The sequence below is a fragment of the Hydrogenophaga sp. NH-16 genome (genome assembly GCF_004006415.1).
In the GTDB taxonomy this organism is placed as follows: Bacteria; Pseudomonadota; Gammaproteobacteria; order Burkholderiales; family Burkholderiaceae_C; genus Hydrogenophaga; species Hydrogenophaga pseudoflava.
The window spans coordinates 4449291-4467199 of the sequence record NZ_CP029344.1; the positions used below are offsets into that span (position 1 = coordinate 4449291).

Genomic DNA, 17909 nt, shown 5'->3' on the forward strand with positions numbered 1-17909 from the left:
GTTTTCAGGGGGAGTGAGCGATGATGAAAAGAAGATGGGTTTGCGGCTTGTTGTGCGTGCTGCCCAGTGCGGCGCTGTGGGCGCAGTCCTCGGTGTTCCGGTTTGACGGTGAGGACTACGCGCAGCAGTTTGTCGGCGCACCATCCAACGGTGACCGGCTGGTGGAATTTGTGCGCCCCACGGAGAGCTTGAACAACTGGACCCGGCTGGTCGGCCTTCGATACCAGCAGATGCCGTTTCTGGGCAATGACCCGGTGGCAGCGGCCCTGCGGCTTGAACAGGTGGTCATGAAGGCCAATCCTCAGGCTCGCACGAGTGTGATGAGCAACGAGGCGAAGACCGATGCCACCATCGACTTTCTCACCTGGACCGACGGGCAGGACATCATGGAGTTCAACGTCTTTCGCTACGTGAAGAGTCCGGACGGTCGCGGTCTGGTGTCGCTGCAGGTGGCGCAGCGCTTTCATTCGGGCCAGCCCCAGGTGGCAGAGAAGCTGCGGGCGACCCGGGCGTCGTGGGTCCGACAGGTCGTTCAATACGACATGGGGTCGGTCAGCAAGGTGGTGTTGGCGCCGCGCTAGGCCAGGCCAGCACCGGTTGCTTCAAGCGGGGGCGCAAGCGGCCTTTTCGCCTCAGTAGAGCAGGAACGGCCGACGGGCTTCCGTCCACGCCGCTTCATCGGGCGCGGCGACAGCTTCCAGATCGTCGGCCGTGGCGTTCATGTCGTCCACCCACTCGCGCAGCGCCGGTCCTCCGTTGATGAGGTCGATCGCCAGGCGGTCGCGCTCGTACTCGTACGGGAAATCGCGCCAGAGCGGGTAGTCGAAGGCCTGCTCGCGTACGGCTCTGAAGGCCAGGGCTTGTAGGCGCCAGGGCTTGAAGGCTGCGTGGTCGTAGTGCTGCGGGTCTTCAACGTGGATCTGTACGCCCGCGCAGAGCTTGCCCACGTGCTTGTGGAAGGTCGGCTCGAACCAGCAGGCGCGCAGCCGGCAGCCGGCCAGCCACTGCGGCGCGATGCGGCGCATGTCGGCCAGCAGGCGGGTGGTGTCGATGTCGGGCGCGCCGAAGAGCTCCAGCGGGCGCGTGGTGCCGCGGCCTTCGCTGAGCGAGGTGCCTTCGAGCATCACGGTGCCGGCGTAGGCGCGGGCCATCCAGAGGTTGGCGGCGTTGGGGCTGGGGTTGACCCAGGTCCGCTGGTCATCGGCGCTCATGGGCCAGCCGTAGCCGGGGCCTTCGTCGGGCCGCCAGCCGTCCATGGTGACGACGCGGTATTCCACGTCGAGCTTGAGCAGGTCGATGAACCAGTGGCCCAGCTCGCCCATGGTCATGCCGTGGCGCATGGGCATGGGGCCGGCGCCGACAAAGCTCTCCCAGCCTTCGCGCAGCAGCGTGCCCTCGACCGGGCGGCCCGCGGGGTTGGGGCGGTCGAGCACCCACACCGCCTTGCCGTGTCGCGCAGCCGCTTCGAGCACGTAGCGCAGCGTGGTGATGAAGGTGTAGATGCGGCAGCCCAGGTCCTGCAGGTCCACCAGCAGCACGTCGAAGGTCTCCATCATCTCGTCGGTCGGGCGCCGCACCTCGCCGTACAGGCTGAACACCGGGATGCCCAGCCGCGGGTCGGTGAAGTCGGGCGACTCGACCATGTTGTCCTGCTTGTCGCCGCGCAGGCCGTGCTGCGGGCCGAAGGCGGCGCTGAGCTTCACATCGGGCAGGGCGGCCAGCGCGTCGAGCGAATGGGTGAGGTCGCGCGTGACCGAGGCCGGGTGGGCGAGCAGCGCGACACGGCGGCCGGCCAGCGGAGCGCGCAGGGCGGGGTCTTCGAGGAAACGTTCGAGGCCGAATTTCATGCGGACGGAGGGGCGGGTGGAAACGGGGGCAGGGCGGGGCGGAAGGTCCAACCGGCGCTGTGGTGGAAGTCGGGCCGGTCGGTGCGCGGATGGTGCAACGCCCAGTGGCTGATCTGGCCATCGAGGGTCTCGATGACCGCGGTCAGGCCGATGGCGGTTGGTCGTGCGGGCAGCAGCGCGCCGGGCAGCCAGGCCTGCAGCACCAGCGAATCGGCGGAGCGTTCGGTGGTGATCGTCGGCCCGCTGGGCGGTGGCGCGTCGCCGGGCACGCGCTGGCGCTCGGCGCTGAAGCGGTAGACCGCCCACTGCCCCGAGGGTGAGAGGTTGAACTCGTGGTAGCTTGGACCGTCGCCGTCCTGCACAAAGGCTTCCAGGCAGGTGTGGCGCCAGAGGCCGTCGGTGGCGCCCACGGCGGGCGGAGGAAGGGCCAGCGCGTCGATATCGCCTTCCAGCCGGTAGCGCAGCAGCCAGCCCGGCCCGTCGTCGGAGCCCACCGGGGCCAGGGTCGCCGAGACGCTCAGGCCTGCGGGTCCTTGTTCGCTGGGGTGAACCAGCAGGAGCAGCGGGGCTGCTGGCAGGCCGTCGGACGGAGCGCTGGACATCAGGGCTTGTAGCACTGGCCGGCGGCGTCGACGTCCATGCGCAGCAGTTGCTTCTTGCCGTTGAACACGCCGCCCGCGCTGTAGGTCAGGCAGCCTTCGCCGCGGTAGTGGGTGACGATGCGCTGGCCGTCGGCGCCGAAGTAGAAGGGAATCCAGTTCTTGCCGGTGGTGTGGTTGTAGAGCTGATCGGGCTCGCCGATGAGCTTGTAGACCTGCTCCAGCTCCATGCCGATCTTCACCTTGGCGAAGCGGCTCTCGGGTGCGGGCGTGCCGCTGATTTCGCCGTCGAAACTGTTGTCGTAGGACCGCACGACCCGCACGTCGCTGCCGCCGCCAGCGGCATCCGCCTTGGGGGCAGGCTGGTCCAGCGAGATGCTGGAGCAGCCCATCAGCACGAGGGTCGCGGTGCCCAGGGTCAGGGCCAGTCGTGAAGAGGGCATGGGGGCTCCTTGGTGCGTGGTCGGTGCAGCATGGCGGAGCCCCGTGTGGGGACGACCGCGTCGCTGCGGTCGATTGTAGTGAGCGGGGTCAGTGCGTGGGCCTGGTCCGCGCCGTTCCGAAGCGGTGCTGGTTGCGGTTCAGGAAGGCCACCAGCGACAGCATCACCGGCACCTCCACCAGCACGCCGACCACCGTGGCCAGGGCCGCGCCCGAGTGCAGGCCGAAGAGGGAAATGGCCACAGCGACCGCCAGTTCGAAGAAGTTGGAGGTGCCGATCAGGCAGGCCGGCGCGGCGATGTCGTGCGGCAATTTCAGCCAGCGCGCACCCAGGTAACCGATGGCAAAGATGCCGTAGGTCTGTATCAGCAGCGGGATGGCGATCAGGCCGATCACCGCGGGTTGGGCGACGATGGTCTGGGCCTGGAAGCCGAACAGCAGCACCACGGTGGCGATCAGGCCAACCACCGACCAGGGCTTGAGCCGCTTCACGAAAGCGTTCACGGCCGCCTCGCCGCCGCGCGCCAGCCACCAGCGCCGGGTCAGCACGCCGGCCACCAGCGGCAGCACCACATACAGCACGGTGGACAGCAGCAGCGTCTGCCAGGGCACGGTGAGGTCGGTCACGCCGAGCAGGAAGGCGGCGATGGGGGCAAACGCAAAGACCATGATCAGGTCGTTCACCGACACCTGCACCAGGGTGTAGTTGGGGTCGCCTTTGGTGAGCTGGCTCCACACGAAGACCATGGCGGTGCAGGGCGCCACGCCCAGCAGGATCATGCCGGCGATGTACTCGCTGGCCGATTGCGGGTCGACCCAGTCTGCGAACACGACGCGGAAGAACAGCACGCCCAGAGCCGCCATGGTGAAGGGCTTGATCAGCCAGTTGATGACCACGGTGAGCACCAGGCCTTGCGGGCGCTTGCCGACGTCGCGCACGGCGGCGAAGTCGATCTGGATCATCATCGGATAGATCATCACCCAGATCAGCACCGCGACGATCAGGTTGACGTGGGCCACTTCGACGGCGGCGATGGCGGCGAAGGTGGCGGGCGTGAGCAGGCCCAGGCCGACCCCGGCGAGGATGCCCAGGCCGACCCAGACGGTGAGGTAGCGTTCAAACAGTCCCATTGCATCACCCCTTCTGCGCCAGATCACGCGCGGCCTGCTGCAGGCGCAGGCGGTCTACGCAACTGACGGGCAGATTGATCAGCAGCTCCAGCCTGCGGCGGATCGCCAGCAGGGTCTGCTTGAAGGCCTCCAGGCGTTCTTCATCGGAACCGACCGCGTTGGAAGGGTCGGGGTAGCCCCAATGCGCGGTGGCCGGCTGACCGGGCCAGAACGGGCAGACTTCGCCTGCGGCGTTGTCGCAGACGGTGATGACGAGGTCCATGTGCGGCGCGTCGGGCAGGGCGAAGACGTCCCAGCTCTTGCTGGAGAGGCCTTCGGTGGCGATGCCAGCGTCCTGCAGCGCGCGCAGGGCCAGCGGGGTGGGCTGCTGGTTCTCGCGCGGGCTGCTGCCGGCGGAGAAGCCCCGGAAGCGCTGTTCGCCGCCGACGCGGCCCATGTGGTTGAGCGCCGCTTCGGCCAGGATGGAGCGGGCGGAGTTGTGGGTGCAGAGGAAGAGGACGTTCATGGTGGAGGGTGCAAGAAAAGTCAGAGGGTGCGCGGCAGCACCACCACGGGTGAGAAGCCGCCGCCTTCGGTGCGGAAGTTGGTGGTCTGGCCGGCCCAGGTGCGGGCGGCCAGCAGCTGCACCTGGCCGCGGTAGGTGTAGGCGCGCAGGTCCAGCTTGAGCCGGGTGGTCTGGCCGTCCACCGACACCAGGCGTTCGCTGGGCGGCACGGTGGCCTGGGCTACGTAGTCGCCGGCCAGGATCTCGCTCCACACGCGCCGGGTGAGCTTGTCGCCGCGGTAGGCGGCGCGGGCGCCGAAGCCGGCCGCGGGTTTGAAGAACAGCCCGCGCCGCTGCGCCCAGAGCGCCTCGGCGTGGTCGGCGGTGACGCGCTGCGTGGCGGGCACCACGCGGCGCAGCAGGGCACGGTCCGCTTCGTTCACGCCCCAGCGTTCGAGCAGCGCGGCGTCGGACAGGGTGACCAGGTTGCGCTTGTCGGCGTACAGCGCGTGGGTGCGCGGGTGGGGCGTGACCACGGCGGCGCCGGCCAGATAGGCCTGTTGCAACGCCTCGTGGCCACCGTCCTGCAGGTAGAAGTCGGTCAGCCGGTTGTAGACCAGGTCCACCGGCGTGCCGGCGGGCAGGGCAGGGTGCCAGAGCGCACCATCGCGCCACTGCAGTTCGCGCGGGTCGGCCACCACAGCGGTCAGGCCGTGCGCAGCGAACAGCGCGCGCGCCATCTGGAATTCGGGCGCCAGGTACTGGGCCTCGGGCGCGTCGTCCACGATCAGGATGTTGCGCAGCGGCGCATCGCCGCGCTGCGCCTGCCACTCGGCGCGGAACATGGCGACGAAGGCCTCGTCAAGGTGGCGCAGCCGGTCCCGCGGGTCGAACACCTGCTGGAACGATTCGCAACAGGCCCGGTGCGCCCGCGCCAGGGCGGCGTTGAGCAAGGCGCCGCCAGCGTTGCTGTTGATCTCGATCAGGCGCGGCCCGCCGTCGGCCAAGTGGAAGTCGTAGCCCATGAAGACACCGGCGGGGCCGTGGTCCAGGCGGGCGATGGATGGTGCGCGGTCCAGCGCCTGCTGCTGCCAGCCGGGCAGGGCGATCACGCGCTCCAGCGTGGCCACCGCGTCGGTGATCTGGTCCATCACCCCGGCATCGAGGAACACCGCCGAGCGCGAGAACAGGTGCGGGTGGCTTTCGGCCAGCTGGGCGGTGAGGCCGGCCAGCGCGGGTTCGGTCTCCAGCTGCTCGCGCAGGCGCGGCGTCTCCAGCGTCTGGCAGGCGCAGCCGAGGTTGAGCGCGTCGGCCAGGTTCATGCCGAGTCTCCGCAGTCGGTGCAGGCCGGGGGCGCGACCTCGCACGCTTGCCCGCCGCAGCAGTGCTCGGTGAGGTAACCGAGCAGGGCGTTCATGCGGTCGAAGTGGGCGCGGTAGATGAGGTTGCGGCCCTGCGGCTCGGCGCTCACCAGGTCGGCGTGCACCAGTTCCTTGAGGTGGAAGGACAGCGAGCTGGGCGCGACGCCCAGGCGCTCGGCGATGGCGCCCGGCGTCATGCCGGCCGGGCCGGCCACCACCAGTTCGCGGAAGGCGCGCAGGCGCACCACCTGGGAGAGGGCGGTGAGGGCGCTCAGGGCCTGCTGCTCGGCGGGTGTGATTGTTTCCATATTTCAATGATAGTTGAAATATTTGGGTGAAAACACGCCGCTGGTCGCGGCGTGAAGTCGTGGCTTCAGTAGATGGCCGGCACCACCATCTGCTCCGGCACCGCCTGGCGCCGGTAGTCCTCGTGCCGCTCGCGCTGCGGCAGCACGATGGCCGGGCGCTCGATCTCGTGGTACGGCATCTGGCCCAGCAGATGGTGGATGCAGTTCAGGCGCGCCTTCTTCTTGTCGTCCGCCTGCACCACCCACCACGGCGATTCGGGGATGTGCGTGCGCTCCAGCATCACCTCCTTGGCCCTGGTGTAGAGCTCCCAGCGGCGGCGCGATTCCAGGTCCATCGGGCTGAGCTTCCACTGCTTGAGCGGGTCGTGGATGCGGCCCATGAAGCGCAGGTGCTGCTCCTCGTCGGAGATCGAGAACCAGTACTTGATGAGCTGGATGCCGTTGCGCACCAGCATCTTCTCGAACTCGGGCACGTCGCGGAAGAAGGCCTCGTACTGCTCGTCGCTGCAGAAGCCCATGACCTTCTCGACGCCGGCGCGGTTGTACCAGCTGCGGTCGAACAGCACGATCTCGCCGCCGGCCGGCAGGTGCGTCACATAGCGCTGGAAGTACCACTGCGTGCGCTCCCGGTCGTTGGGAGCCGGCAGCGCGACCACGCGGCAGACCCGCGGGTTCAGCCGCTGGGTGATGCGCTTGATCACGCCGCCCTTGCCCGCGGCGTCGCGGCCCTCGAAGATGATCACGACCCGGTGCCCGGTCGCGACCACCCAGTCCTGCAGCTTGACCAGCTCACCCTGCAGCCGGAACAGCTCGCGGAAGTAGTGGATGCGGCTGGAGGCGCTGGCGCCGGGGCGCCCTGCGTCCTCGCCCAGCCGGTCCTCCATCTCCAGCTCGAACTCCTCGTCCATCGAGTCGAGCAGGTCCTCGCGCAGCTGCGCGATCTGCTGGTCCGTCCGGGCCGGGATGTCGCCGTTCATGCTGCCGCCCATCAGCTGCCGATGACGCCGCCGTCGTTCTTGGTGATGACGATGGTGGCCGAGCGCGGGCGCTGGCCGGCGCCGTAGCCGGCGTTGGCAGGCCACTGGCTGGTGTACTTCGACGGGTTGGTCACGTCGGCCATCTTGGTGCCTTCACCCGGGTGCTGGATGTTGATGAACACCGCGCGGCCATCGGGCGTTTCGCACCAGCCGGTGATCTCGCAGTCCTTGGGGCCGACCAGGAAGCGTGCCAGCGTCGACGGCGTCGGGGTCTTGCCCACGTAGGTGGTGACTTCCCGGTCGCCGTGCTTGATGGTGCGGGCAGCGCCGTCACCCTGCTTGCCGGGGATGGCGGCCAGCATCATGCAGTTGGTCTTGTCGGTGTAGGCGCCGTCGTCGGTCTGGATCCAGCAGATGCCGGTGGCCGGGCTGAACACCAGGCCATCGGGCGCGGACATGTCGTTTTCGTCGGTCAGGCTGGACAGGTTGATGGTGGCCTTGTCAGCATCGGCTTCCGAGCCGAACACATAGATGTCCCACTTGAACGTCATACCGGCGGGCGAGGCGTCGGCCAGGCGGGCGATGTGGCCGTGCACGTTGCCCTTCTGCTCCTTGCTGCCCTTCATGTCGGTGTAGACGCGCGGGTTGGCGGCGTCGGCCGTGGCCACGGTGCGGGCGCTGTTGTTGGTCAGCGTGAAATAGACCTCGCCGGTGCGCGGGTGCACGCCGTTCCATTCCGGGCGGTCCATCTTGGTGGCGCCCACGGCGTCGGCGGCCAGGCGGGTGAAGATGGCCACGTCTGCGTTGCTCTTGAACTCGAAGTAGGAGCTGTTGGCGATCTGCGGGTTGTTCATCGACAGTTCCAGCCACTGGCCGGTGCCGTCGCCTTTGAAGCGGGCGGCGAACAGCGTGCCCTTGTCCAGGTACTTGTCACCTGCGGCCAGGCGGTTGGCCGGCTGGGCGTCCTTCGGGTCCCACTTGGCGTCGGAGACGAACTTGTAGATGTACTCGCCGCGGGCGTCGTCGCCCATGTAGGCCACGATGGGCTGGCCGGCCACCGGCTTGGCAAAGGCCACGCTCTCGTGGGCGAAACGGCCCAGGCCGGTGCGCTTGCGCATCGGGGCGGTGGTGTCGTATGCGTCCACCTCGACCACATAGCCGAAGGTGTTCATCTCGTTGCGGTAGTCGTCCTTGGCCGAGGCGCCGATGGCGCTGTTGTTCCAGCGCACGAAGCGGTCTTCCGTGCCGCCGCTTTCCCAGCCGTGGCGGCTGGCGGCGCCGGCGTTGCGGCCGTAGCGCTTGAGGGCCTGCACCTGCTTGTCCTTCTTGCGCGCGTCGTCGTCCTTGGCGTCGCGGAAGAAGTAGCCGAACCAGTTCTCTTCACCGCTGACGAAGGTGCCCCAGGGGGTCTTGCCGGTGCCGCAGTTGTTGAGGGTGCCGCGGCAGGCGCTGGCGTCGGGGCTGTACTTGGTGACCAGGTGCTCGCTGCCACGGGCCGGGCCGTGCACGACGGCCGGCGTCATGGTGGTGATGCGGCGGTTGAACGGCGAGCTGGTCTTGTAGGCCCAGCGCTTGCCGTCGGTCTGCACCTCGACGAAGGACAGGCCGTGGATGGCCAGTTCCTTGTCGATCTCGGCGGCCGGGCGGGGCAGGGTGGCGGTGCCGCCGTTGGCGTGGATGAAGAAGGAAGCCAGCTTCTCGTCGGTGGTGGCTTCGTGGTTCACGCCCAGGATGCCGCGGCTGTTGTAGCTGGCCGAGGGCTTGCCCTGCGCGTCCAGGCCGAACCACTCCATGCCGTCGTGGTGGTCACCGGCGCGCTGTTCGAACTGGGTGTCGGTGCCGTCGTTCTTGAACGGCGCCACGCCCGCTGCCAGCGGGTCGCCCAGGGCGTAGATCACCTGGGCGGTGTAGCCCTCAGGCACGATCACCTTGTCGGCGAGGCTCTTGGGCACGGCCTTGAAGCCCAGGCGGTCCAGCTGGGTGGCGCTGCCGCTGCCCATGGTGGTGGCGCAGCCGGTGACAGACGCGGCGCCCACGGCGGCACCCGCCAGCCCCGCGCCGCGGAACAGGCTGCGGCGGCTCAGGCGGGTTTCCAGGACCTGTTCGAAGGCCGGGTTGCTGGAGGTGTTCGACGCTTCGTTGTTGAAGTGCGATTCGGTTTTGTGGCTCATGTCGGTTCCGCGTGGGTTGATGGAAAACGCGTGGAGTCTGTGCGGCGGCTGTGAAAGTTTGATGACGCTTGTGCGGCAGTTTGTGGGGCGGGCCTGCAACGTCAAAAAAGTTTCATCGGGATGCCACGGGAGGGACATGGCGGGGCCGGAGCATCGTGGCCATGAGCAAGCGATCCATCCACCCAGCGTCCGTTGTGGACGCCATCCCCACCCAGGAGCCCACCATGCGAGAACTGCCCACCCCGACGCTGGACCTGTCGCCGCTGCCTGACTTCCGGAGGTCACTTCACCCACGCACGGACGCTCCCGCTGCGGTGGTGGTCCCCGGTGCGGTGGTCCAGGCGCCGGCCGGCATCGACGTCGGCTGGGCGCGGCACCTGGACGAGGTTCGTGAGGCGCAGCGCCTGAGGTACGAGGTGTTCGCCGGCGAGATGGGGGCCATTCTCTCCAACGCCGTGCCCGGCCACGACGTCGATCTGTTCGACGACTACTGCGAGCACCTGCTGGTGCGCGACGGCGCCACGCGCAAGGTGATCGGCACCTACCGCGTGCTGACCCCCCAGCAGGCCAAGCGGGCCGGCAGCACCTACAGCGACACCGAGTTCGACCTGGTGCGCCTGCGCCCGCTGCGCGAAAGCATGGTGGAACTGGGCCGCAGCTGCGTGCACCGCGACCACCGCCAGGGCGGCGTGATCATGGCCCTGTGGGGCGCGCTCGCGGCCTTCATGCAGCGCAACCGGCTGGACACCATGATCGGCTGCGCCAGCATCCCCATGCAGTACGAAGGCCCGCACGGCATGATCGGCGGCGGCCACGCGGCCGCCAGCATCTGGCGCCAGGTGAAAGACACGCACATGGCCCCGATCGACTGCCATGTGCGGCCGCGGCTGCCGCTGCCGGTGGAGCGGCTGGACAGCTCGCTGGAGGTGGAACCGCCAGCGCTGATCAAGGGCTACCTGCGCCTGGGTGCCAAGGTCATGGGCCCGCCGGCCTGGGACCCGGATTTCAACGCCGCCGACCTGCCGATGATCATGCGCATCGCGGACATGCCGGCGCGGTACCGGCGCCACTTCGGAGTTTGAACGTGGTGCCCCCCCGCGCCGCCTTCGGCGTCACCCCCCCAGGGGGGCGGAGCCTGTGGCCCGGCGGAGCCGGTTCCACGGCTCCACTGGAAGAAGCCTCTGCTCCGGTTGCGTCTTCGCTTCGGGCTGTGTTCATTTCTGACATTCATCTGGGCACGCCTGGTTGTCAGGCCGATGCGCTGCTCGATTTCCTCAAGCACCACCCCAGCGACACGCTGTACCTGGTGGGTGACATCGTCGATGGCTGGCAGATGCGGCGGCGCTGGTTCTGGCCGCAGTCGCACAACGACGTGGTGCAGAAGCTGCTGCGCCGCGCGCGCAAGGGCTGCCGCGTGGTGTTCGTGCCGGGCAACCACGACGAGTTCGCGCGCCAGTTCGACGGCATGCACTTCGGCGGCATCGAGGTGGCCAACGAGGCGGTGCACACCACCGCCGATGGCCGCCACCTCTGGGTGATCCACGGCGACCACTTCGACGGCGTGATCCAGTGCGCCAAGTGGCTGGCCCATGTGGGCGACTGGGCCTACGGCGTGACGCTCGAACTCAACCGCCACTTCAACCGCATCCGCCACAAGCTGGGCATGCCCTACTGGTCGCTCTCTCAGTACCTCAAGCACAAGGTCAAGCGCGCGGTCAGCCATGTGAACGACTTTGAGCGCGCCGTGGCGGCCGAGGCGCGCGAGCGCGGCTACCACGGCGTGGTTTGCGGCCACATCCACCGCCCCGAGATGCGCACGATCGACGGCACGCTCTACGCCAACGACGGCGACTGGGTGGAGAGCCTCTCGGCCCTGGTCGAGCACCAGGACGGCCGGCTGGAACTGGTGCACTGGCACCCGATGGGGCACGGCGGCCTGACCCTGCCGCTGAAGGAGCCCCAGGCGGTCCCGGGGGTTCTGGCGCCCGCATGAAGATCCTGCTGGTGACCGACGCCTGGCAACCCCAGGTCAACGGCGTGGTCACCACGCTGGTGGAGCTGGTCCGCCACCTGCAGGGCGCCGGGCACGAGCTGACGGTGATCCACCCGGGCCAGTTCCGCACGCGGCCGTGCCCCGGCTACGCCGGCATCGACCTGGCCCTGTTCCCGGGCGCGCGCCTGCGGCGGCTGATGGACGAAGCCCAGCCCGACGCCATCCACATCGCCACCGAAGGCCCGCTGGGCTGGGCCGCGCGGCGCCACTGCCTGCGCCGCGGCTGGCCGTTCACCACCGCCTTCCACACCCGTTTTCCCGAGATGCTGCAGCTCGCGCTGGGCGTACCGGCATCCTGGGGCTATGCCCTGCTGCGGCGCTTCCACCGGCCCAGCCGGGGGGTGATGGTGCCAACCGCCGGCGTGCGCCGCCTGCTGGAGCAGCGGGGCTTTGCCAACCTGCGCGACTGGACCCATGGCGTGGACACCCAGCTGTTCGCGTTCCACGCCGAGCCGCGCGAATGCCCCGGGCTGGGCCACCTGGCACGGCCGGTGAGCCTGTTCGTCGGCCGCCTCTCGCACGAAAAGAACCTTCAGGCCTTCCTGGACCTGGACATCCCGGGCAGCAAGGTGGTGTGTGGCGTGGGGCCGCTGGAGCAGGCCCTGCGCGACCGCTATCCCGGCGTGCACTGGGTGGGGCTGCTGGCGCGGCGCGAGCTGGCCGAGGTCTACGCCGCGGCCGACGTGTTTGTGTTCCCCAGCCTGCACGAGACCTTCGGCCTGGTGATGCTCGAAGCCATGGCCACCGGCCTGCCCGTGGCCGCCTACCCGGTGGATGGCCCGCTGGAGGTGATCGGCGACTCCCCCGCCGGCGCGATGCACACCGACCTGCGCGAGGCCTGGTCGCAGGCGCTGCGCGTGCGCCGCCACCAGGCCCGCCAGCGCGCGCTGGACTTTGGCTGGGGGCGGGTGGCCGAGCTGTTCCTCTCCCACCTGGTGCGGCTGCCCGGGCAGCGCCGCGCCGTTCTGTCACACAAACGTCATCGGCTGGTCGAATAATCGTCATTGATGAACCCGCCCACCCCCAGCCTGACCTTTCTCGACCGGGACCACAGCATCCTGGCCTTCAACGAACGCGTGCTGGACTGGGCGCGGCGCGAACAGGTGCCGCTGCTGGAGCGCCTGCGCTACCTGTGCATCGTCTCCAGCAACCTCGACGAGTTCTTCGAGGTGCGCATGGCGCCGCATCTGGCCGCCTTCAATGCCAACGAGCCGCGCGGTGCGCAGACGGCGGACGGCTATGTGCGCCTGAGCGCCCAGCTGCACGAACTGGTGGCGCAGCAGTACGCGATCTACAACGACGAGCTGCTGCCGCTGCTGCAGAAGCAGGGCGTCGAGCTGGTCTCGCACGGCGAGCGCGACGCCGCCCAGCGCCGCTGGGTCAAGGCCTTTTTCGAGCGCGAGGTGCAGCCACTGCTGATGCCGGTGGGCCTCGACCCTGCGCACCCGTTCCCGCAGGTGGCCAACAAGTCGCTCAACTTCATCGTGCGCCTCAAGGGGCGCGACGCCTTCGGGCGCGAAAACGAGGTCGCCATCGTCAAGGTGCCGCGCGTGTTGCCGCGCTATGTGCGCGTGCCCGGGCCCAAGGGTTCGAAAAAGACGGTCTTTGTCTCCATTTCCAGCCTGATCCGCTCGCACCTGGCCGACCTGTTCCCGGGCCGGCAGGTGACGGAGTTTTCACAGTTCCGCGTGACGCGGCACTCGGATCTGGCTGTGGACGAGGAAGAGGTGAAGAACCTGCGCACCGCCCTGCGGGTGGGTCTGCAGCACCGCCACTACGGCGAGGCGCTGCGGCTGGAGGTTTCGGCGGGCTGTTCCGAGTTCCTCTCCAGCTTCCTGCTGGAGCAGTTCGCCCTGCCGCCGCAGGCGCTGTTCCGCGTGCCGGGGCCGGTGAACCTGGTGCGCCTGAACCAGCTGATCGACCAGGTCGACCAGCCCGCGCTGCGCTTCGACCAGCACACGCCGGGCTGGCCGGTCCAGCTGGTGCCGGGCCAGTCCTTCTTCGAGCGGATGCAGCAGGGCGATGTGCTGATCCACCAGCCCTACGAAAGCTTCGACGCGGTGCTGGCCTTCCTGCGCGAGGCGGTCAACGACCCCGATGTGCTCGCCATCAAGCAGACCATCTACCGCACCGGCAGCAAGGCCGAGATGATCGAGCTGCTGCGCGAGGCCGTGCGGCGCGGCAAGGAAGTGACCGCGGTGGTAGAGCTGAAGGCGCGCTTCGACGAGGAGGCCAACATCAACTACGCCGAGCGGCTGGAGTCGGTCGGTGCCCAGGTGGTGTATGGCGTGGTCGGCCTCAAGACACACGCCAAGATGCTGCTGGTCACGCGCCGCGAGGGCGGGGCGCTGCGCCGCTACGGCCACCTCTCCACCGGCAACTACAACCCCGGCACGGCGCGCCTGTACACCGACCTGAGCTACCTCACCGCGGACAAGGCGCTCACCGCGGACATGGAGCAGGTATTTCTGCACCTGGCCAGCCAGAGCCGGCTGCCGCGCCTGAAGACCGCTCTGATCGCGCCCTTCCACCTGCACAAGGCCATGCTGGAGCGGGTCGAACGGGCAGGGCTGGCGGCCCAGTCCGGCCAGGACGCGCGCATCATCCTCAAGATGAACGCCCTGACCGACGAGCCCATGGCGCGCGCGCTGGCGATCGCTTCGCAGCGCGGGGCTTCGATCGACCTCATCGTGCGCGGCGCCTGCATCCTGCCGGCGCAGGTGCCCGGCGTGACCGACCGGGTGCGCGTGCGCTCGGTGATCGGCCGCCTGCTGGAGCATTCGCGGGTGTTCTATTTCCGGTGCGGAGACGAGGAGGAGCTCTGGCTCTCCAGCGCCGACTGGATGAACCGCAACATGCTGCGGCGGGTCGAACTGGCCTGGCCGGTGACCGACCCGGCGCTGCGCCAGCGCGTCAAGGACGAGTGCCTGTCGGCCTATCTGCACGACACGCGCGACGCCTGGCTGCTGCAGCCGGACGGCGACTACCGCCGCGCCAGCGACGCCATCGAGGGCCCGGGCCTGTCGGCCCAGGCGGCGCTGATGGCACGCTACGGACACCGTTCCCAGGAGTGACCCCCATGGACCTCATCCTCTGGCGACACGCCGAAGCCCAGGACCACCCCTATGGCGAGCAGGGCGCGCAGGGCGACCCGCTGGACCTGGAACGGCGCCTGACCCCGCGCGGCGAGAAGCAGGCCGCGCGCATGGCCGCCTGGCTGGACCGGCAGCTGCCGGACGGCGCCCGGGTGTACGTGAGCCCCGCCGAGCGGGCCCGCCAGACCGCCAGCGCGCTCGGCCGCAAGCTGCGCGTGCGCGACGAGCTGCTGCCCGGGGCGGACCCGGCGGCGGTGCTGGCGCTGGTGGGTTGGCCCGAGGGCCGCGGCCCGGTGCTGGTGATCGGGCACCAGCCGACGCTGGGCCAGGTGATCGCCCAGCTGCTGAACCTGCCCGAGGGCGAGTGCACCATGCGCAAGGGCTCGGTCTGGTGGCTGCGCCAGCGCGAGCGCAACGGCCGCATGCAGACCGTGATTGTGACGGTGCAGACGCCGGAACTGGTCTGAGCGGACCGGCCTGCTGACCGCCTTCAGGTGGTGACGAGCGCCTCGCGCGTGCCCTGCGCCACCTGGTCGAGCAGCCCGTCGTACGCAAAGACCTCGGGGTCTTCCGCCAGAGAACGCGTCTCCAGCGCCTCGCACAGCTGCGCCAGCCGCGCCGCGCAGGTGTTGAGCGCAGCGCCCTTGAGCTGGTGCGCGGCATTGCCCAGCGCCTCGTGGTCGCGCGTGGCCATGGCCTGGCGGATATCGTCCATGCGCGTGTCCAGTTCGGCCAGGAAGTCCTGGACGATGGCGCCGCGCACCTTGCCCGCGCCGTTGTCGAACTCGCCCAGCATGGTCCAGCGCTCGGTGTTGATCCAGGGCGCGGCGGGCCGGGTCGGGGCAGGGCCGGTGGCGCTGGTGGCGCCGTCGGCGGCCGCGGGCGCGCGCTCGATCCAGCGCTGCAGCGCCTGCCCGAGCGTGTGCAGTTCCAGCGGCTTGGCCAGGTAGTCCGACATGCCCGCTTCCAGGCAGCGGGTGCGGTCGTTCGGCAGGCTCGACGCGGACACCCCCAGCACGATGGGGGCGGCAGGCCCCAGGCGCTCGCGGATCTGGCGCGTGGTCGCGGCGCCGTCCATCTCGGGCATGTGGCTGTCCATCAGCACCAGGGAGTAGGGCTGGTGTTCGCGCTGGGCCTGTTCCACCGCCTCGACCGCGCGCAGGCCGTTGTCGCGCAGGTCGTGCGGATAGCCCAGCCGGTGAAGCATGGCGGAGGCCACCTTGAGGTTGGTCAGGTTGTCGTCCACCACCAGCACGCGGTGGGGGCTGCGGGCCAGCTGCAGCGTGGGCACCAGGGGCGCCACGATGTCCTCGGGACGGGCCGGCTGGGCACGGATGGTGAACGAGAAGGTCGAGCCCACGCCGGTCTGGCTGTTCACCTGGATGCGGCCACCCATGCGCTCGACCAGGTGGCGGCAGATCATCAGCCCCAGGCCGGTGCCGCCGTAGACGCGCGCGGTCGAGGTGTCGCCCTGCGAGAAGGGCTGGAAGAGCTCGCCCAGCCGCTGCTGCGAGATGCCGACGCCGGTGTCGCTGACGCTGAAGCCCAGGGTCAGCGGTTCGCCCGCCTGCTCGACCCAGGCCCGCAGGCAGACCTCGCCGTGGTGGGTGAACTTCACCGCGTTGGACAGCAGGTTCAGCAGCACCTGGCGCAGGCGCGTGATGTCGCTGACGATGGCCCGCGGCAGGTCCGGGCGCAGGTCGACGCGCAACTCCAGCCCCTTCTCCTGGCAGCGCAGCCGGGAGATGTCGCACACGCCCTGGATGGCCGCGTGCAGGTCCATCGGCAGGTGTTCCAGCGCCAACTTGCCCGATTCGATCTTGGAGAAGTCCAGGATGTCGTCGACCACGGCCAGCAGCTGTTCGCTGGACACCTTGAGCACGCCCAGCAGCTCTTTCTGCGAGGGCGTCAGGCCGGTGTCGGTGAGCAGCTGGCTCATGCCGACCACGCCGTTGAGCGGGGTGCGGATCTCGTGGCTCATCACCGCCAGGAAGCCGGCCTTGGCCCGCACCGCGGCCAGCGCCTCTTCGCGCGAGGTCGCCAGTTCGGCGGTGCGCAGGCGCACCCGTTCTTCCAGCAGCAGGGTGGCGTCGCGCAGGGCCTTGTTCTTGCGCTTGATGGCGCGGTTGTAGGCGTGCAGCTTGAGCGCGCTGTCGTGCATCACGCGCGAGAGGTTGTGGACCTCCCGGAACGGGGCCTTCTCCTGCACCGGCGGCACCTGGCCCGAGCCGAGCTGGGTGGCGGACTTGTTGAGCTGGTGGAACTGGGCCGACAGGCGCCGTGCAATCAGAAAGGCGCCGAGCACACCGACGCTGATGAGCGCCGCCATGGCCAGCAGCGCCCACTGGCGGGCCTGCAGCACCTGCGCCGTGAAGTCTTGTTCCGGTGCCACCACCACCAGCTGCCAGCCCAGTTCGTACTTGGCGCCGAAGGGGCGCTGCAGCGCGATCAGGCGGTTGCTGGTCAGGCCCAGTCGCTGCAGCCAGTCGCGTTCGGTCTCCAGCCGCACCAGGCCCGGCGCGCGTCGCGAGCCCTGCCGATCGGGCGCGAACAGCTGGGTGTAGGACTCGCGCACCAGCGGCTCGCGGCTCTGCAGCGGCGTGATGCGCTGGTGGCGGCCGTTGACCAGTTCGCTGAGTTCCTCGTCGACCGAGGAGGCGACCATGCGGCCCTGGCCGTCCACCAGGTAGGTCACCGCGTGTTCGCTGATGCGCGTGCTGCGGATCAGCTCGGTCAGGCGCGCCAGGCTCATGTCCACCGCCATCACGCCCAGCAGGGTGCGGTTGTCGGTGTCGAAGATCGGCTGGGCCAGCGTCAGGTCGAACTGCTTCTTGACCGCCGAGCGGTAGACGTCGGTGAACACGCGCTTGCCGGTGCTCGCGGCCAGCTGGTACCAGGGGCGCTTGCGCGGGTCGTAGATGGTGTCCTCGGTCCTGACCAGGCGGCTGCGGTCGCCCGGTGCGTCGATCTCGTAGTGGCGCCGCCCGCTCTCGCCGGGCAGGATCTCGCGCACCACGAAACGGCCTTCCTCGCGTTCGAGCCCGAAGAAGCTGCCGTCGGTGGTGCCGTAGTACAGATAGGGCACGTTGGGCGACTGCTGGGTCAGCGCGTAGGCCATCAGCTCGAAAGCGGCCGGGTCGCGCAGCCAGTTGCGCGTGCGCTCGGCTTCAGCCCCGCTGGTGGGCACCGGCGGCACCAGCGCGTTGACCACGGTGTGCGACTCCCCCAGATGGGCCAGCGCGCCCACGTCCACCCGGTGCGCGGCCTGGCTGATCGCATTCTCGGCCAGCGTGTCGATGGACTGCGAACTGTTGGACGAGAGCAGCCAGGACACCAGCACTGCCGGGATCAGCGCCGACAGCACCAGTGCGGCAATCAGCGCCGGGCCGATCGAGAGGCGGCGGCGGCCGGCCGGCGTGGGGGTGTCGCGCTCGGCCATGGG

Annotated in this window: 15 protein-coding genes and 1 pseudogene; 6 read left to right on the forward strand and 10 right to left on the reverse strand. The window is 69.3% G+C overall.

The window, feature by feature from the left end; all coding sequences use genetic code 11:
• Positions 1-20: 20 nt before the first annotated feature.
• The gene (locus DD542_RS21450; RefSeq protein WP_127807008.1) at positions 21-581 is read left to right on the forward strand and encodes a hypothetical protein; all 561 of its coding nucleotides are present in this window, start codon (positions 21-23) and stop codon (positions 579-581) included.
• A gap of 51 nt (positions 582-632) precedes the next feature.
• Here DD542_RS21450 and DD542_RS21455 read toward each other — a convergent pair whose 3' ends face one another.
• The 9 genes from DD542_RS21455 to DD542_RS21495 form a co-directional block, all read right to left on the reverse strand.
• A complete protein-coding gene (locus tag DD542_RS21455) occupies positions 633-1847 on the reverse strand; it encodes a DUF1343 domain-containing protein (protein WP_127807009.1) in 1215 nt (404 codons plus the stop codon).
• Positions 1844-2449, reverse strand: a complete 606-nt coding sequence (locus tag DD542_RS21460) for a DOMON-like domain-containing protein (RefSeq protein ID WP_127807010.1) — start codon at positions 2447-2449, stop codon at positions 1844-1846. Before DD542_RS21460 ends, DD542_RS21455 begins: the two co-directional genes overlap by 4 nt.
• On the reverse strand, positions 2449-2889 hold the full coding sequence (locus tag DD542_RS21465; RefSeq protein WP_127807011.1) for a hypothetical protein: 441 nt from the start codon (positions 2887-2889) through the stop codon (positions 2449-2451). The genes DD542_RS21460 and DD542_RS21465 overlap by 1 nt, the downstream gene beginning before the upstream one ends.
• Before the next feature lie 88 nt (positions 2890-2977).
• Entirely contained in the window at positions 2978-4018 is a 1041-nt protein-coding gene (gene arsB, locus DD542_RS21470) for an ACR3 family arsenite efflux transporter (RefSeq protein ID WP_127807012.1), read from the reverse strand.
• Positions 4019-4022: 4 nt separating this feature from the next.
• The gene (locus DD542_RS21475; protein ID WP_127807013.1) at positions 4023-4523 is read right to left on the reverse strand and encodes an arsenate reductase ArsC; all 501 of its coding nucleotides are present in this window, start codon (positions 4521-4523) and stop codon (positions 4023-4025) included.
• Between the two features lie 20 nt (positions 4524-4543).
• Positions 4544-5824: a hypothetical protein gene (locus tag DD542_RS21480; RefSeq protein ID WP_127807014.1), complete on the reverse strand. Its 1281-nt coding sequence runs from the start codon at positions 5822-5824 to the stop codon at positions 4544-4546.
• Entirely contained in the window at positions 5821-6171 is a 351-nt protein-coding gene (locus DD542_RS21485; RefSeq protein ID WP_127807015.1) for a metalloregulator ArsR/SmtB family transcription factor, read from the reverse strand. Before DD542_RS21485 ends, DD542_RS21480 begins: the two co-directional genes overlap by 4 nt.
• 65 nt (positions 6172-6236) lie before the next feature.
• Complete coding sequence (gene ppk2, locus DD542_RS21490; protein WP_127807016.1) at positions 6237-7148, reverse strand: polyphosphate kinase 2; 912 nt, start codon at positions 7146-7148, stop codon at positions 6237-6239.
• An 11-nt stretch (positions 7149-7159) separates the two neighbouring features.
• Positions 7160-9319, reverse strand: coding sequence for a PhoX family phosphatase (locus DD542_RS21495; RefSeq protein ID WP_127807017.1), 2160 nt, complete (start codon positions 9317-9319; stop codon positions 7160-7162).
• A gap of 224 nt (positions 9320-9543) precedes the next feature.
• On the opposite strand from DD542_RS21495, the gene DD542_RS21500 reads away from it, so the two are divergent.
• The 5 genes and pseudogenes from DD542_RS21500 (at position 9544) to DD542_RS21520 (ending at position 14934) form a co-directional block, all read left to right on the forward strand.
• Positions 9544-10401: a GNAT family N-acyltransferase gene (locus tag DD542_RS21500; protein WP_127807465.1), complete on the forward strand. Its 858-nt coding sequence runs from the start codon at positions 9544-9546 to the stop codon at positions 10399-10401.
• 122 nt (positions 10402-10523) lie between these two features.
• Positions 10524-11312, forward strand: a pseudogene (locus DD542_RS21505) (UDP-2,3-diacylglucosamine diphosphatase); the annotation flags it as partial.
• Positions 11309-12370, forward strand: a complete 1062-nt coding sequence (locus DD542_RS21510; protein ID WP_127807018.1) for a glycosyltransferase family 1 protein — start codon at positions 11309-11311, stop codon at positions 12368-12370. The pseudogene DD542_RS21505 and the gene DD542_RS21510, both read left to right, overlap by 4 nt.
• A 9-nt stretch (positions 12371-12379) precedes the next feature.
• Positions 12380-14446, forward strand: a complete 2067-nt coding sequence (gene ppk1 / locus DD542_RS21515) for a polyphosphate kinase 1 (RefSeq protein WP_127807019.1) — start codon at positions 12380-12382, stop codon at positions 14444-14446.
• 5 nt (positions 14447-14451) lie between these two features.
• Positions 14452-14934 carry a histidine phosphatase family protein gene (locus tag DD542_RS21520; RefSeq protein WP_127807020.1) on the forward strand — a complete coding sequence of 161 codons (483 nt, stop codon included), beginning with the start codon at positions 14452-14454 and terminating at the stop codon, positions 14932-14934.
• A 23-nt stretch (positions 14935-14957) separates the two neighbouring features.
• Here DD542_RS21520 and DD542_RS21525 read toward each other — a convergent pair whose 3' ends face one another.
• Positions 14958-17906 carry a hybrid sensor histidine kinase/response regulator gene (locus DD542_RS21525; RefSeq protein WP_127807021.1) on the reverse strand — a complete coding sequence of 983 codons (2949 nt, stop codon included), beginning with the start codon at positions 17904-17906 and terminating at the stop codon, positions 14958-14960.
• Positions 17907-17909: the final 3 nt, after the last annotated feature.